This is a genomic window from Gracilibacillus suaedae (assembly GCF_017599345.1).
Lineage (GTDB): Bacteria > Bacillota > Bacilli > Bacillales > Amphibacillaceae > Gracilibacillus > Gracilibacillus suaedae.
The window spans coordinates 214,241-228,735 of record NZ_JAGFVL010000062.1 but is presented as its reverse complement, the minus strand read 5'-3'; the positions used below and the strand labels follow the sequence as shown (position 1 = coordinate 228,735).

Here is a 14,495-nt window from a genome sequence, read left to right as displayed (position 1 = left end):
ATTACAAAAAAACTACTCACCGCTTCATAGCTGATAAGTAGTTTCTCCGTCTTAAATTATATTTTTCTTGATACACCGCTATCAACGGCTGCTTGAACAACTGCTTCTCTTACACGTTCTACGACTTTTTCATTAAACACACCTGGGATAATGTAATCCCCACTTAACTCATCTGATCCAATGGTAGCTGCAATCGCCTCTGCTGCAGCTACTTTCATCTGTTCATTTATTGAAGAAGCTCTAGCGTCCAAGGCACCTCTAAATATACCCGGAAAACAAAGGAGGTTGTTAACTTGATTCGGATAATCAGATCTTCCAGTAGCCATGACTCTGACATGGTCACGGGCTATGTCTGGTGAAATCTCCGGTATTGGATTGGCTAAGGCAAAAACGATCGGATCTTTCGCCATATTCTTCAAATCCTCTTCTTTTAAAATATCCCCTCTAGAAACACCGATAAATATGTCCGCATTTGTCATCGCTTCAGAAAGGGACGCATCTACTTTCTCAGGATTAGTATGATTCGCATACCATTCCCACATCTTATTATCATATTGATGATCACGGGTGATACTGCCTTCCTTATCTACCCCAATAATATTTTCAGCACCAGCCGCTATAAGCATTTTGGTTATGGCAATACCAGCTGCTCCGACACCACAGACGACAATTTTACAATCTTTCAAGCTTTTCTTGGTAAGCTTTAAGGCATTCAAAATACCTGCTAATACAACAATAGCAGTTCCATGCTGATCATCATGAAAAACAGGGATATCTAACTCTTGTTTCAGTGTCTCTTCAATTTCAAAGCATTGTGGAGAACCGATGTCTTCTAAATTAATTCCACCAAATCCTGGACTGATCGCTTTAATGGTTCGAATAATTTCATCCTTATCTGTCGTATCAAGGCAGATGGGATAGGCATTAATATCAGCAAATCGTTTAAATAACATTGCCTTTCCTTCCATCACAGGCATAGCTGCTTCTGGACTGATTTCGCCTAATCCAAGTACAGCGGTCCCATCTGAAACTACCGCAACTGAATTACTCTTGATCGTTAAGTTATAGGCTAATAAAGGGTTAGCATTAATCGCATTACACACCCTTGCTACTTCAGGGGTATAAACATGGGAAAGTTGTTCTCTGTTTTTCAAATCCAATTTGGGTTTAATATCGATCTTCCCACCTAAATGAACAAGGAACGTTCGATCAGAAATGTGCTTCACATACACTCCATCACTATCATTTAAAGCTTTAATCACTTTTAATTGCCCTGGTTCATCATTCACTTTTATCGTAATATCCCTAATCGTTTTTTCAGGTGTCTCTTTTTTGACATCAATTGCTACCAAGTCTGCATCATTTGCATGAATAAGTGTTGCGATTTGACCGATATTTGCCTTCGCCTTTTCAATTTCCAGACGGATAATAATATGCATGTTAGAACGCATAAGGACAACCTCCTTCAGGATTATAAGTATGGATTACAAAAAGAACTTACCATTAATCATCTAAATCTTTCTTAACAGGTTTCGTAACCTGTGAATGCTTTTGTTCTACATACTTACCTATTACTGAGGAATTTATTCCTCGTCTGACTGCTGTTTCGATTACGATGTATAAAATAAACATCACAATAACAAATACCCATATATTGATAGTTATTTCCATTCCATCACCTCAAGTCTATTATATTTGCTGTTGAGCTTATATTAAACCAATACTTTTCGACAAAAAAGAAAACCTTATTAGATGTTACATATAAGCATTATAAGTTATTAAGATAACCATCAGTATTGGATGAACAGAATTAAGAACGTTTTTCTATACCAAGAAACAAAATAGAAGCATTTAATAAAAATTAACGGAGGATTTATTATCCCCCGTTAATGCTTTTACTTGAATATATAGTTAGTTTTCTTAAATATTTCACTATATACCGTTGAATCCTTAAGGTCAATTAACATCACGTTAAAAACCCATCATGAAAAGTGAAAAAAACTGTTTATTCTTTTTACTGTATCTAATGGGTCAAATTCTGATATATGAAGAGCAACATGTGCATCAGGTCTGATTAACATCGTATGACCATGATTCATCGTTAATTTATTTTCAACTTCTCGGAACACATCATGAATGATGTCAAACTTATCTCGTTCTATAGGAGGCACCCCACCCTTTACTACCAAAAATGTAGTAATCAAATCACCGTATTTAGTACATAGTTCTTCAATGAATAAATCTACATTATCAATTATATCTTCCGTTTGCCTTTCCATATATACAAAGCAAACGAAGGGATATTGCCGCAGCAAATGATACAATCTCCTGTCGGGGCTCCCTCCAAGTAAGAATTTCACATCAGGAGTCCTTGCTCCCGGTTGTATGCATTTTTTGGTCAACTTATCATCTGCTAAATTCTGACTAGACGATGTCGTGTGATAGTCATATTTAATATGCGATAAAGTTTCTGCAATGTTTTGTTGGAAATGTGAGTTGGAAAGTAACCATTTACTAACATTATTTCGAAGCTTTCCTTTAGTTCCTTCTAATGATATAAACTGCAACAAACGGCTAGTTTGTTGTATGATATGTTTAGCAATGGGGCGTCTTTCCTGATCATAGGTTTGAAGCAGTGACTGATCAGCACACCCTTCTAAAACGGCCATCAGCTTCCAACATATATTTGTAGCATCTTGTAGTCCTAGATTCATCCCTTGACCACCGAGTGGATTATGAATATGGGCTGCATCTCCCACAAAAAATACTCGATCTTTTTTGTAATTTTCAACTTGTTTATGTGCGGTTCCAAAATAAGTGAGCCAGTTAGCGTTCTCTATTTTAATAGAAGCTGAAGTCACATAATTTACTCGCTGTTGCAGTTCATGTAAGGTAAGTTCATCTTTATAAGGCATTCCTTGTATAGATAGATCAAGTCCAACTACTCTAAATTTTCCGTCTGCGTATGGAAAAAAGACCGTTGCACCTCTTACATTAACATAACCTGTAATCATGGAAGGATCTAAAGAAGATGTTGTAATATCACCAAGAAAAAAAGTCTTCCCTTCACCTTTACCTACGAAGTCCACTTCCATTAACTCTCTCACTTTGCTATGAGCTCCATCACAAGCTAATACATATTCCGCCTCATACTCGATTGTTTCGTCATGACTATTCACCATTACATTAACTCCACCATCATGTACAGTTAATGTTGTAATCTCTTCCCCTCTATTTATATTACCACCATTCATTTCAAGGTTTCGTTCTAAGATTTCTTCTGTTTCCATTTGAGGAATCACAAGCATGAATGGGAACCTACTTTCTATTTGATTTAACCCTAAAATCGATTCTTTTTTGCTTCCAATATACATTTTTGCACCCTCTCCAGGGTATCCCCGTGCAACAAACTTTTCTACAAATCCTGATAAATCAAACATCTCCATTGACCTAGCATGGATTCCCATAGCTTTAGAAAAGGAAGAGCGATCTTTTTGTTTTTCCAGACATACATAATCAACTTGATATCGATTTAACTGATTAGCTGCCATTAAACCGGTTGGTCCGGCACCAACAATCACAACATCTGTTTTTACTTTTTTCATAGCATATTCTCCTAACATGAATTAATACAAAATGGCCATTGACTATTTTCCTTAGATCACAAGCATTTATACTACAACATGTTGTATAATTAAATTATAGCGCCATAATAATGGTTCCAGCAATAGATGATTCTTCACATAATGTAGTTAAAACAACAGATATTTTAGCTTTGTAAACTTTTATATTATTTAAATAACAAAAGGGCGGGATCATGTAATGAAAAAAATAGACCCACGAGTGAAAAAAACCAAAAGTTTTCTTAAAAATGCTTTACTGGAGTTGATTGATGAGAAAGGATTTGATGCAATCACGATTGGAAATCTTGCAGAAAAAGCAGAAGTAAATCGAGTAACGTTCTATCAACATTATCATGATAAATATGATTTACTAGAACAGACAATAAAAGAGATGTTACAACATTTCATCGAAACCGTCGAACCTAAAAAAAGAGAAGATTTAATTACACATAAACAGGAAACAAGTGTTGTTTATCTAAATCTTTTCCAATTTGTTTATGATCACCGAAAGTTTTTCAACATTATGCTTGGAGAAAATGGGGCTTCTTTATTCCAGGATCGAATGACCAAATCAATTGAACATTTTATTTCGGATACATTAGACATGCTCGTTCCAGACAAAAGCAGCATGGAGATACCACAAGATATTATTGTTCATTATGTGTCCTCTGCAAGTATCGGTCTAATAAAGTATTGGGTGCAAAGCGGAATGAAGTATTCTCCTCATTATATGGCTAAACAATTAACAGTTTTAGAAAGACGTGGTCCGATTAATTCAACAATAGGAAAGTAAAAAGTTCAAGATAATGGTTTATTCAAGATATAGAAAGTTTTAAAAGGGTTGCTATGATAACCCTTTTAAAACAAACTTTGAAATAGTCTTCGGAATCTCCTCTACTGGTATATGATATCGAAGTGTAGAAATCAACTTTGGATTAACAAGGTGAAGAATATATGCCTCTAAAACCACAGGATCCTGTTTTCGAAAAATCCCTTGCTCTTGACCTTCTTTTATTGCCACCTGTATCACATCTGTTAGCGTTTGTTTTATTTCCTCTCCAAACTCAGTCTCTTCTGATAATTGAAGAAGCATCTCATGAAGCTTACCGTATTTACGATGTAATAATAAAAATTCCTCTAGAATCAAACAGATTTTCTGATCTGCCGGTACTGGAAGATTAACATCTAATAACTGCTTCTCCCTAATCTCTTTAATAACATCCATTCCTACAGCCCATATTAATCTTTCTTTATTGATAAACCTTCTATACACTGTGCCGACACCAATCTCCGCCTTAGCTGCAATCTCTTCAACTTTTGCTTCTGCACCCTTTTCCTTAAAAACAGATTTAGCAGCCGCCATAATCCTTGTCACATTCTGATTTGCGTCCTTTCTAGCAGAAGGGACTGATAAATGTATTTGGTTAGTTTCTTTATCATTAGAATTCATGATAATCCCACCTTTACTCTATTCCTATTTATTATATCAAAAACGGAAGATTGATTCCTTTTTTGGTTGACATGTGAACAGCTACCGATATACAATTAAAACGGAATAAAAATTCCGTTTTAACAAAAATGATATTAGAAAGGATGAGAAGAACTTGAAAAATCAGTCTTACATTACTTTGTTTATCAGAAAGGATCATCTAGAATCTGAGCTAGCAAAATCAATCTTACGTGATGCAGGCTCTCTTTACTTTACTAGGTTGGATGTAGAAGATTCCCATTACGAGAGCGCTGTGACTTTCTTCAGTGGAAAAGCAACTATACCCCAAATATTTGTTGGAGATTATCCTATTGGTAGTACGGACGAATTGAAAAAACTGTGGGAAACACGTCATTTACGTGATATTATGCATTCCGTCCGTCATAAACCCAAATTGAATGTAGATGCATACACTTCTGAAGAATTGGCTCGTGGCGCAGAAGACGTTAAATTTATGAACCATATCCCTGAGAGTGACGGAACGAAAAGTGGGGATCCTGAACAATGGCCAATTTTACATTTTTATAAAGATTTCTTTGGCTTCTGGCCTAACACTTTTGTTTATTTGCATCATTGGCAGGAGGTATATAAACGTTTTGTATACTGTCATAATATGCCTACTATCCAAACCGCAAAGGATATACTCGGTACCGATATGCTGTGTGCTGTTGGTTATGCAACATCAAATGCCCATGGGTGTAATTATTGCCAAGTGCATAGTGTTGCCACAATGGGAGAATCATCTATGAGTGCCATAGAACAATTGCGACTTGCTCGCATTGGTCAATATAATTCCAACAACCCATTTGACGAATACTGGGTATCATTAGCTGACTTAGCAAGCATGTCATCCCTTAACAAAGTACCTCCACACTATCTTGACCGTTTACGTCGCATTGCCGCTGACTCCGAACATGACACCTCTAACTTGAATGAACAAATTATGTCTGTAGCCCTAGTAAGTGCAGCATTTGGATTTCTAAATGTTTTTAATGACCTTGTCGGCATGGAAATAGAAGGGGCATGGGCTGTCTCTGCAAAACAGCGTCTAAATATTGATGAAGGAAGGCATGCTGTAACGAGCGAACTCAACCCTAATAATTTGGCACATGATTTGCCAGTTGGAGGACCTAGCATCGCCGAAATAATGAAAAAATATGAAGCAGATGTTGGAGACTACTCCGCTTATAACCAGCAAAGATTTGGTGTTATACCTCCTTGGATTCCAGCTTTTCCAAACCATTTACGCCCTTTACACACCAATTTCTACTCTGAAATAATGACACAACAAGAAGGCAGTCCATTAACCGAAGAAATCAAGCATTTAATGGCTTATGTCTCACATATTGAAAAACAACACATTAAATTAGCGGAATCAGAAGCATTTATGGCACATTTTGTATCAAATGATAAGTTAAAGACAATAAAGCGAATTAAACATGCTTTTGCTATTGCTAGCAATCGTGGAGGAGAGGAGACATTATTTACTGATGAAGAGCGTGCTGCTTTACAATTAGCTTATTTATCAGCCCAGATGCCTCTTATTACACCTCGTCGATTTATCAAGCCGGTTATAGATCACTTTAACGCTAGTACATGTATTGAACTTTTTGTTGTTTGTGGTATTGCCTCACTAGTTCAACGATTCACCGCTATCATACAATGGCCACAGGATCAGAAAATTTCTGATTTTATAGACAAAATTGAGTTAAATAGAGATCTGGTATCAACGCGTTTTCCACTTCCGTAATTTTTTACGAAAATGCACTCAACTCCTATGAAGAAGGAAAACGTTGGTTAATCATTGCAACGTTTTCCTCCTTCATCTTACACCTGACAAATAAACGGATATCATATGTTTTTTAATAAAAATCAAATAGTAACCACTACTTTTCCTTGTGCATTCCCCTTTTCAAAGTACTTGAATGCTTCTGGTAATTCATCCAATGTAAAATTCCTATCGATAATAGGCTTTAACTTCCCCTCTTCAATAAACTTTTTGATAAATATTAAATCTTGTTGATCAGGCTTTTGTAATAGATTTACCATTTTCTTTTTACTTGTCATTGAAATCCATGGACCTAATACGATAGCTTGTGCCATTTGGGATCCAGAACCACCAATCATAACATAAATTCCATTTGGTTTTAAAGATCGTTTATAAGCTAATATTGGATGATATCCATTTACGGCTACGATCAAATCATATTTATTCGATTCTTTTGTGAAATTTTTCACCGTATAATCAATCATATGATCAGCTCCTAGGGACTTGAGAATGTTTAGATTTCTAGTACTACATACACCTGTTACTTCTGCACCGTATGCTTTAGCAATTTGAACTGCGAAAGTTCCTACTCCACCAGAAGCACCATTAATTAAAACCTTTTTCCTGTATTCGATATTTCCTTTATCTCGCAAACCTTGCAAAGCCGTGGTGGCAGCCATAGGGACTGCTGCTGCTTCTTCAAAGGATAAATTAGCTGGTTTAAGTGCTAACGCTTTTTCATTCACCGCAACATACTCTGCAAAAGCGCCCCAGCTGAAATGAGAAAGATCTCCGAACACCTCATCCCCTGGGTGGAATTTTTGGACATCTTCACCAACAGCTTCCACTTGACCTGCTACATCCCCTCCCGGAATATTGTGATTTGGTTTAAAAAGCCCAAAAGCTAGTCGGGAAAGGTAGGGCTTCCCTTTCAAAAGTACGAAGTCTCCAAAATTCAAAGATGCTGCACGTACTTTCACTAATACTTCATTACTCATAGGCTTAGGCTTTGTTACCTCTTTTAGTTCTAATTCATCCGGTGAACCGTATTGATTTTGTACGATTGCTTTCATTGTCATCCTCCTCTTTGAACTAATCACCTCTCTTATTTATACCAATACTTATGTAATGAATCATTGACTTAAGTTAATAATGAGCGAAATCCTTGCTAACTTATGTTTTTATGTTGTACAAATAGAGTAAAGAAAGAATACTAGGAATGTAAATCGAGCAATCAACGAAATACCACTTTAAGACAGGGATATTGCTTTTTTATCATGACTCTCGCTACCTTTCTCTTGAAAGCCTTGTAAAGGTGCATGGGAACTTTATATTTTCTTAAAACCAATTAATGAAAGTTGTGTCATCCCTTATTAGTTATTTCATTCAGAAAGTCGCTTTTTAATTCTGCTGAATGACTCTGGAGTAATACCGAGATAACTTGCCAACTGATGTTGTGGTACACGATCGAATAAATCCGGTTGCTTTCGTAATAATGCTTTATAACGTTCTTCAGGTGTAGAAGCGATAAATGCCGCAAAGTCATCTTGGACCTGTATTAAGTTCTCCTCTGTCATTTTGCGTATCATCGTTTCCAATTTTAAATATTGATCATACATGGTATTCTCCGTTTCCGCATCACATACTACCAATACAGTATTTTCTAAACACGAATAAGTATATGGTGATAAGCTTTCATGATGTGATTGATGAAACATGATAATCGATTGTTCTTCCGTATAAAAATTGGAGGTGATCTCTTTCCCCATCTCATCGATCGAGAATTGCCTAATGCATCCTTTTAACACAAAATAACACTTGCTAGGAATTTCACCTTGTTTAAGAAGAACAGTACCTTTTTTGTAATCTTTAACACATATATCTTCTACAATAACCTTTTGTTCTTCTAGTGTAAGGTCTGTAAACTTACTCATATACTTGTACAGGACATCTTTCATTTTGCGTCACTTCCTCCCCTATATAGTTCCTATTCAAATTATATTACATGTCAGCAAATGCCCAAACACCAAAATAGATATATAAATGACCATTGGCTAACAGTGCCGTTGTTAGCCAATGGTCTCAGTCAAGCCGAAGATGTATATTAGTTGAATGGTTTGAAGGCGAAGTGTCCCTCACTTATGGTTTAGAAAGCTTCCGTCGAATTTTTCTATTTCCAGGGTTTGCCCTTTTGAATAACATGTGCTAACTCTTTGCTAGCATTTCTTCGTTTTTTTCTAGCTTCCACTCGTTCTTTTGCTGTTTCGTGCAAATATTTCTCTTCCTCTGTTACAGGAATAACATTTGGAACAGGAACTGGTTTACCTTCTTCATTCACGGCAACAAAAGTTAAAAAAGCATTCGCAGCAATTTTACGCTCCCCTGTAATCAGATTTTCAGCCAAAACTTTGACAAACACCTCCATAGAGCTCGTTCCTGTCCAAGTAACAATCGACTCTAAACAAACAGACTCACCTGTGCGAATAGGTGCCAAAAAGTCGACAGAGTCAGTTGAAGCAGTTACGACAGGACTCCTCGAATGCCTCATTGCAGAAATCGATGCAATATCATCAATATAACTCATTAATTTCCCACCAAAAAGTGTTCCATGGTTATTCGTATCGGGTGGGAATACATGGCCAACTTTCACAGCAAGGGTTTCATTAATATAAGTATCTTCCATACTATCACCTTTTTTCGCTATTTTTTATTGATCATTGTTTCTCCATAACGGGCTATTTATTAATAACTTCCCCCAACATCTCGATCCCTTTCGTTATTTCCTTCTTATCACTATAACTAAAGGAAAGACGAAGCCATTCTTTGCCATCTCGTTCATTTAAGAAAAAATATTTCCCTGGCAAAAAGGACACCCCTTGATCTTGTGCTTGTTGTAATAGTCTCGAAGTATCAACACCAGCCACCTTGATCCATACGAAGTAACCTCCCTCCGGAACATACCAGGTGACGAACTTTGGCATATATTTTTTTAATGCAGCAAGTAACGCATCGCACCTCTCTTGATAGGATATTCGTAACGTATTAAGTCTATTATCAAAATTATTATTTCCCAGATATGTAGCCATAATCGCTTGTGCAAAAGGATGATCTAAATCTTTTTTAAACCAATAAAGGGAAGTGATTATTTCCTCTGTTGCAGCTACCCAGCCAATTCGTAAACCTGGCGCTACCACTTTGGATAAAGAACCAACATGTAGGACACGATTTTCATGATCCATTGCTTTTAACGTTACAGGCGGTTTATCGAAATGTAATTCACCATAGGCATCGTCCTCTAAAATAAGGAAGTCATACTGAGAAGCTAGCTCCAAAATATGCTTCCGACGTTCTGCTGTCATCGTTGTTCCGGTTGGATTTTGAAAAGTCGGGATCGTATATACTATTTTCGGTAGCGGGAGACCTTGCTCTTTCCTTTCTGCCAATACTCTTTCTAATTCTTTTGTCTGAAGTCCCTGTTCATCGATTGGGATACTAATAAATTGACTTGTATAATTTTGGAATACTTCTAGTGCTTCCATATATGTCGGTGCTTCTACTGCCACAACTGTTTGCTCATCTACAAAAACTCGAGCAATTAAATCAATTGCCTGACATGCACCAGCTGTAACTAGAAGTGCTTCATCTGCAACTCGCATACCACGATCTGACAACCTAGCTTGAATTTGCTCCTTTAGTGTATCCATCTTCGGCGTACCAAGATAATGCAGTGGTAAATCCTTTTCTTGTTTCAGTAATTGAACAACCGCGTCTTTCACCTCATTAACGGGTACAAGGTCAGGTGCTGGAAACCCTGAACTAAGACGAATACAATTGTCTGGTATATTCGGCATCCATTCACCTGGTGGGGCGTTTTTTAATGCATTCTTTATGTTTTCCGAAAAGAAATTTTCGATACTCATGATGATCATTCACCTTTCCTTGAGACAATAAGAAGCATTGGTAAGCACCAATGCTTCTTATTTATATTATGACCGATTATTTAAAAGAATAAAAGGTGTGCCATTAATGCCGCGACTGGCAACGTAATAATCGTTCTTTGTAAGAAGATAATAAATAATTGGAAAAACGAAATCGGAATTTTTGATTTTAATAGCAAAATACCTATCTCTGACATGTAAATTAATTGAGCAAGTGACATAACCCCAATCACAAAACGGGTTAATTCAGACTCAATTCCACTACCAACTACTGCAGGCAAGAACATGTCCGCAAAACCAACAATCATTGCCGGAGCAGCAGCCTCTGCCTCTGGTAGTTGCAATAATTGCAAGAACGGAATAAATGGATAAGATAAATAGTTAAAAATAGGTGTCTTCTCGGCAATAATCAGTGCGATAGTACCTAACGCCATCACCAATGGAATTAAAGCAAACCAGATATCAACCACATTCAATACACCGCTTTTGATAACACCACGATAACTTTTCACTTGATCCGCTTTTTCTACTGCTTTTTGTACACCCCATTTAAAACTGGATACACCTTCTGGCACAACTTCATTTATTTGTTTACCAGCAGCTTCATAGTAGGTATCCTTTTTGAGGGATAATGGCGGAATGCGCGGTACGATAATTGCTGCTACAACACCTGCCACAATGACAGTTATATAAAATGGAACAAACATATGATCAATGCTTAAAAATCTAGCAATGACCAAGCTGAATGCAATCGATGCAATCGAGAAGTTAGTTGCTACTACTGCTGCTTCTCGTTTCGTATAATAACCTGATTCATATTGCTGTGTAGTTAATAATACCCCTACTGTTCCACTCCCCATCCATGATGCTAAAGCATCAATCGAAGAACGACCTGGCAGCTTGAATAAAGGGTGCATAATTTTTCTTACGATGGTACCGATAAAATCCATTAAACCAAACTGTAACAACAGCGGCATAAAGAGACATGCAAATAGGAACCAGACCATTAACACCGGAATCAGATCAAATAATACTGTTCCACCCGTTGCCATCGACCAAATAAATTCTGGGCCGATTTCTGCTAATGTCATGATGGCGAATATGGCACCGATAAGTCGTAAAGCTATCCATAGTGGCGGGATATTAAATAAACTATCCAAAAAAGAATTATTCTTTAAAATCCGCAAATTTATACCTTTTACTATTAAACTACCAATAGAAGACAAACATAAAATGATTGTCATGATGAGCGGGATATAATCTGCTAACAGTGCTTGTAACCCATCTGCTAACACGCCTAACCCAATTGTTACCTTACCACCTACTGAAATCGGGACGAGGAATAATAACACCCCAATCAGAGATGGTAGCCAAAATTTTGTATATTGACTTGTTGTAAATTGTTGTTGTTCTGATTTCATGATGTTCTCTCCATTTTTTCTTTGTTGTTTCCGTTATTTTTAGCAAGTTATAATATATCATTTTTTTGTATATTTATGCAATAACCTATCCTTCCTATTTACTTTATCATATTGGAAGCTGTTTTTATATAATATTTCACTTATTAGTAATTAACTTCCACTTATGGATTGAAGAAAACGAAAATCTATCCTATCAAAAAATAGCTGAAACAATCACCCTAATAGAGTGATTTGTCTCAAACGAATACTATTCAGTTACTAGCTTGCCCATGGCTAGAAATATCAAGAGAGACTGATTTTAGAAAGTTAAAAAAACTGTAGCAGAATTGCTTGAAGGTAAGGTGGTTACCCGCAAACTTTAGACTTTCTTTTCTTAACAAAAAAAGCTCTTATAACAATCTGTGTTATAAGAGCTAGACGATTTCGCCAAATTATTTATTCATTTTATTTAAGAAATCTCCAAGCAAATCATCAAGATCTGCTTCTTCTGACTCTTTTTCCTCTTCTTCCAATTCTCGATTCTCTTTTACAGCTTCTTCCCAGTCAAACGAATCTAAATCATCATCTAATGGATCATGTTCCTTTTCTGTCTCACTAACATCCTGTAATCCATCTTCATTAGGTTCTTCCGGTAATTCCTCTTGTAAATATAATGCTTCATCAATATCTGTAGAACTGCTATTCAGTGAAGCCAGTAAAGCAGTAGCTCTTACCGGATCATTTAATAGATGGTAAACAATACTGCCTAACAATGCTTCTGAATGTTCATGCTTCAACCAATTTCGTTGTGCCTTGTTTAAACTGCCCGGAAGCGGAATCGTAATGGTTTCCCTTTCCTTCGAGCTTGTTTCATTAATCCCTTTTAACACCAATTCAGCCATTTTACTCGAAAAATTTCGTCGTTCTGTTTCCTTCAGCCTTTGTATTTCCTTCAGAAGATAATCTGGTGTATCTGAAGGGATTCGAAACGAAATCGTTTGGCCTCTTTTGATTTGGTTTGTTGATTTTTTCATGTCATCACCTTAAGACTTTTTCGCTGGCTTTTTCTCTTCCTTTGGCTTCTCAGCTTTTTTTGTGAATTCAGAAATGAGCTTATAATACGCATTGGCCATCATCCAAATACTTTCCTTTTCATCCTCGAAAAATTCAATGTTATAGCCATCTAAATTATTGTTAAGTGTTTTGATATACTCTTTCAAAACATTGGAACCTCCACCAACGAAATAGCAGATTTCTGTTTGCGAATTTTTTTGCCAGACGTTTCTTAATAAGCGATATTGCTTTTTCGCTAGCTCTAACAAAATTCGGTCGGTAATATCATGTACACTTGTCCTGCTTCCTTTGACCATAATATGGTTGCGATCGTTATTTCGCGTGATAATTTCAACGACATCGCGACGGCTGTCCAGTTCGACTCCATGGTTACTGAAAATTTCCTCACGAATGTTTTCAAGCGATTCGGACACTCCTAGATTAAAGCCTTGTGCTTTATCATCGTCAACCGTTCGATTCTTGATTACTGCGACATCAGTAGACAAACCGCCGATATCTTGAATAAGAATTCGTTTATCGATTAAATCCTTATTAATGATTTTTAGATCATGATCCATTACCAGGTTTATATAAGCAGCAAAACCTTCTGGATACACCTTAACCTCATCAAATTTGATATTTACTTTAATCCCTTGATATTTCGGTGTCACTAAAAATTCTACCTGGTGAACCGATCCGAGCAGCTTCGAACGATACCCTGCATCTTTTCCTTCCTTCACTTCTCGAAGTGGTAATCCTGTTCCTAATATGTAATTCGCATCAATCACTTGATTAGAACCCTGTTTATTTCCTTTCGCTGCATCTAAAGCGATTGAGGCAAAAAGCATAATTAACGTTTGATCTTCCTGTGATTTACTGCTTCCTGGGTCAAGCTCTGTCGAATTACTTGTTTTGGACGCTAAGTGCCCTACACGATAAATCGCATTGTTTTCCTGGAGTGCAGGGGAGTGCACGCGAATATGTATGCCTTCCAAAGGATCTTTTTGATCTAATTCTTCTATGCCGATGACAGGACGGTCTTCTATATCTCTGGCAATAATATTCGGTACGTTGAGCTCCTGATCCAACTCACCAAATATCGCTTTCACTGAATCATTTCCTACATCAACTGCTGCAATTCTTGATTGACTCATTTTATAATCATCCTTTTTTTAAAATCTATTCTTCTAAAAAGGATATTGCAGATGATTACTGTCATCAATG

13 protein-coding genes are annotated in these 14,495 nt (G+C 36.7%); 2 read left to right on the top strand and 11 right to left on the bottom strand.

Features of this window, described 5'->3' with window-relative positions; genetic code table 11:
* Positions 1 to 56: 56 nt before the first annotated feature.
* The 3 genes from J5J03_RS19610 to J5J03_RS19600 form a co-directional block, all read right to left on the bottom strand.
* On the bottom strand, positions 57 to 1,451 hold the full coding sequence (locus J5J03_RS19610; RefSeq protein ID WP_208592058.1) for an NAD-dependent malic enzyme: 1,395 nt from the start codon (positions 1,449 to 1,451) through the stop codon (positions 57 to 59).
* A gap of 52 nt (positions 1,452 to 1,503) precedes the next feature.
* Positions 1,504 to 1,671, bottom strand: a complete 168-nt coding sequence (locus J5J03_RS19605; protein ID WP_208592057.1) for a hypothetical protein — start codon at positions 1,669 to 1,671, stop codon at positions 1,504 to 1,506.
* Between the two features lie 311 nt (positions 1,672 to 1,982).
* The gene (locus tag J5J03_RS19600) at positions 1,983 to 3,605 is read right to left on the bottom strand and encodes an FAD-dependent monooxygenase (protein WP_208592056.1); all 1,623 of its coding nucleotides are present in this window, start codon (positions 3,603 to 3,605) and stop codon (positions 1,983 to 1,985) included.
* A 217-nt stretch (positions 3,606 to 3,822) separates the two neighbouring features.
* Between J5J03_RS19600 and J5J03_RS19595 the strand changes: the two genes are divergently transcribed.
* Complete coding sequence (locus J5J03_RS19595) at positions 3,823 to 4,416, top strand: TetR/AcrR family transcriptional regulator (protein ID WP_208592055.1); 594 nt, start codon at positions 3,823 to 3,825, stop codon at positions 4,414 to 4,416.
* Between the two features lie 51 nt (positions 4,417 to 4,467).
* On the opposite strand, the gene J5J03_RS19590 is transcribed toward J5J03_RS19595, so the two are convergent.
* Positions 4,468 to 5,073 (bottom strand): TetR/AcrR family transcriptional regulator, encoded by a 606-nt coding sequence (locus J5J03_RS19590; protein ID WP_208592054.1) that lies wholly within the window; start codon positions 5,071 to 5,073, stop codon positions 4,468 to 4,470.
* 154 nt (positions 5,074 to 5,227) lie between these two features.
* Between J5J03_RS19590 and J5J03_RS19585 the strand changes: the two genes are divergently transcribed.
* Positions 5,228 to 6,862, top strand: a complete 1,635-nt coding sequence (locus tag J5J03_RS19585) for a thioredoxin domain-containing protein (protein ID WP_208592053.1) — start codon at positions 5,228 to 5,230, stop codon at positions 6,860 to 6,862.
* A 122-nt stretch (positions 6,863 to 6,984) separates the two neighbouring features.
* On the opposite strand, the gene J5J03_RS19580 is transcribed toward J5J03_RS19585, so the two are convergent.
* From J5J03_RS19580 to J5J03_RS19550, 7 genes are all read right to left on the bottom strand, one after another.
* A complete protein-coding gene (locus J5J03_RS19580) occupies positions 6,985 to 7,953 on the bottom strand; it encodes an NAD(P)-dependent alcohol dehydrogenase (protein WP_208592052.1) in 969 nt (322 codons plus the stop codon).
* A 309-nt stretch (positions 7,954 to 8,262) separates the two neighbouring features.
* Positions 8,263 to 8,838, bottom strand: a complete 576-nt coding sequence (locus J5J03_RS19575; protein WP_208592051.1) for a Crp/Fnr family transcriptional regulator — start codon at positions 8,836 to 8,838, stop codon at positions 8,263 to 8,265.
* A gap of 212 nt (positions 8,839 to 9,050) precedes the next feature.
* Positions 9,051 to 9,563 carry an acyl-CoA thioesterase gene (locus J5J03_RS19570; RefSeq protein WP_208592050.1) on the bottom strand — a complete coding sequence of 171 codons (513 nt, stop codon included), beginning with the start codon at positions 9,561 to 9,563 and terminating at the stop codon, positions 9,051 to 9,053.
* A gap of 52 nt (positions 9,564 to 9,615) precedes the next feature.
* Positions 9,616 to 10,800, bottom strand: coding sequence for an aminotransferase-like domain-containing protein (locus J5J03_RS19565; protein ID WP_208592049.1), 1,185 nt, complete (start codon positions 10,798 to 10,800; stop codon positions 9,616 to 9,618).
* A gap of 80 nt (positions 10,801 to 10,880) precedes the next feature.
* Positions 10,881 to 12,239, bottom strand: a complete 1,359-nt coding sequence (locus J5J03_RS19560; RefSeq protein ID WP_208592048.1) for a YjiH family protein — start codon at positions 12,237 to 12,239, stop codon at positions 10,881 to 10,883.
* Between the two features lie 431 nt (positions 12,240 to 12,670).
* Entirely contained in the window at positions 12,671 to 13,252 is a 582-nt protein-coding gene (locus tag J5J03_RS19555; protein WP_208592047.1) for a hypothetical protein, read from the bottom strand.
* 9 nt (positions 13,253 to 13,261) lie between these two features.
* A complete protein-coding gene (locus J5J03_RS19550; protein WP_208592046.1) occupies positions 13,262 to 14,425 on the bottom strand; it encodes a ParM/StbA family protein in 1,164 nt (387 codons plus the stop codon).
* Positions 14,426 to 14,495 lie beyond the last annotated feature (70 nt).

What these genes read in the sequence shown, in the direction of transcription:
- J5J03_RS19605 (WP_208592057.1), bottom strand. Translation starts at nt 1,671, where the DNA reads ATGGAAATAACTATCAATATATGGGTATTTGTTATTGTGATGTTTATT.
- J5J03_RS19600 (WP_208592056.1), bottom strand. Translation starts at nt 3,605, where the DNA reads ATGAAAAAAGTAAAAACAGATGTTGTGATTGTTGGTGCCGGACCAACC.
- J5J03_RS19590 (WP_208592054.1), bottom strand. Translation starts at nt 5,073, where the DNA reads ATGAATTCTAATGATAAAGAAACTAACCAAATACATTTATCAGTCCCT.
- J5J03_RS19550 (WP_208592046.1), bottom strand. Translation starts at nt 14,425, where the DNA reads ATGAGTCAATCAAGAATTGCAGCAGTTGATGTAGGAAATGATTCAGTG.
- J5J03_RS19570 (WP_208592050.1), bottom strand. Translation starts at nt 9,563, where the DNA reads ATGGAAGATACTTATATTAATGAAACCCTTGCTGTGAAAGTTGGCCAT.
- J5J03_RS19575 (WP_208592051.1), bottom strand. Translation starts at nt 8,838, where the DNA reads ATGAAAGATGTCCTGTACAAGTATATGAGTAAGTTTACAGACCTTACA.
- J5J03_RS19555 (WP_208592047.1), bottom strand. Translation starts at nt 13,252, where the DNA reads ATGAAAAAATCAACAAACCAAATCAAAAGAGGCCAAACGATTTCGTTT.
- J5J03_RS19560 (WP_208592048.1), bottom strand. Translation starts at nt 12,239, where the DNA reads ATGAAATCAGAACAACAACAATTTACAACAAGTCAATATACAAAATTT.
- J5J03_RS19565 (WP_208592049.1), bottom strand. Translation starts at nt 10,800, where the DNA reads ATGAGTATCGAAAATTTCTTTTCGGAAAACATAAAGAATGCATTAAAA.
- J5J03_RS19580 (WP_208592052.1), bottom strand. Translation starts at nt 7,953, where the DNA reads ATGAAAGCAATCGTACAAAATCAATACGGTTCACCGGATGAATTAGAA.
- J5J03_RS19610 (WP_208592058.1), bottom strand. Translation starts at nt 1,451, where the DNA reads ATGCGTTCTAACATGCATATTATTATCCGTCTGGAAATTGAAAAGGCG.
- J5J03_RS19595 (WP_208592055.1), top strand. Translation starts at nt 3,823, where the DNA reads ATGAAAAAAATAGACCCACGAGTGAAAAAAACCAAAAGTTTTCTTAAA.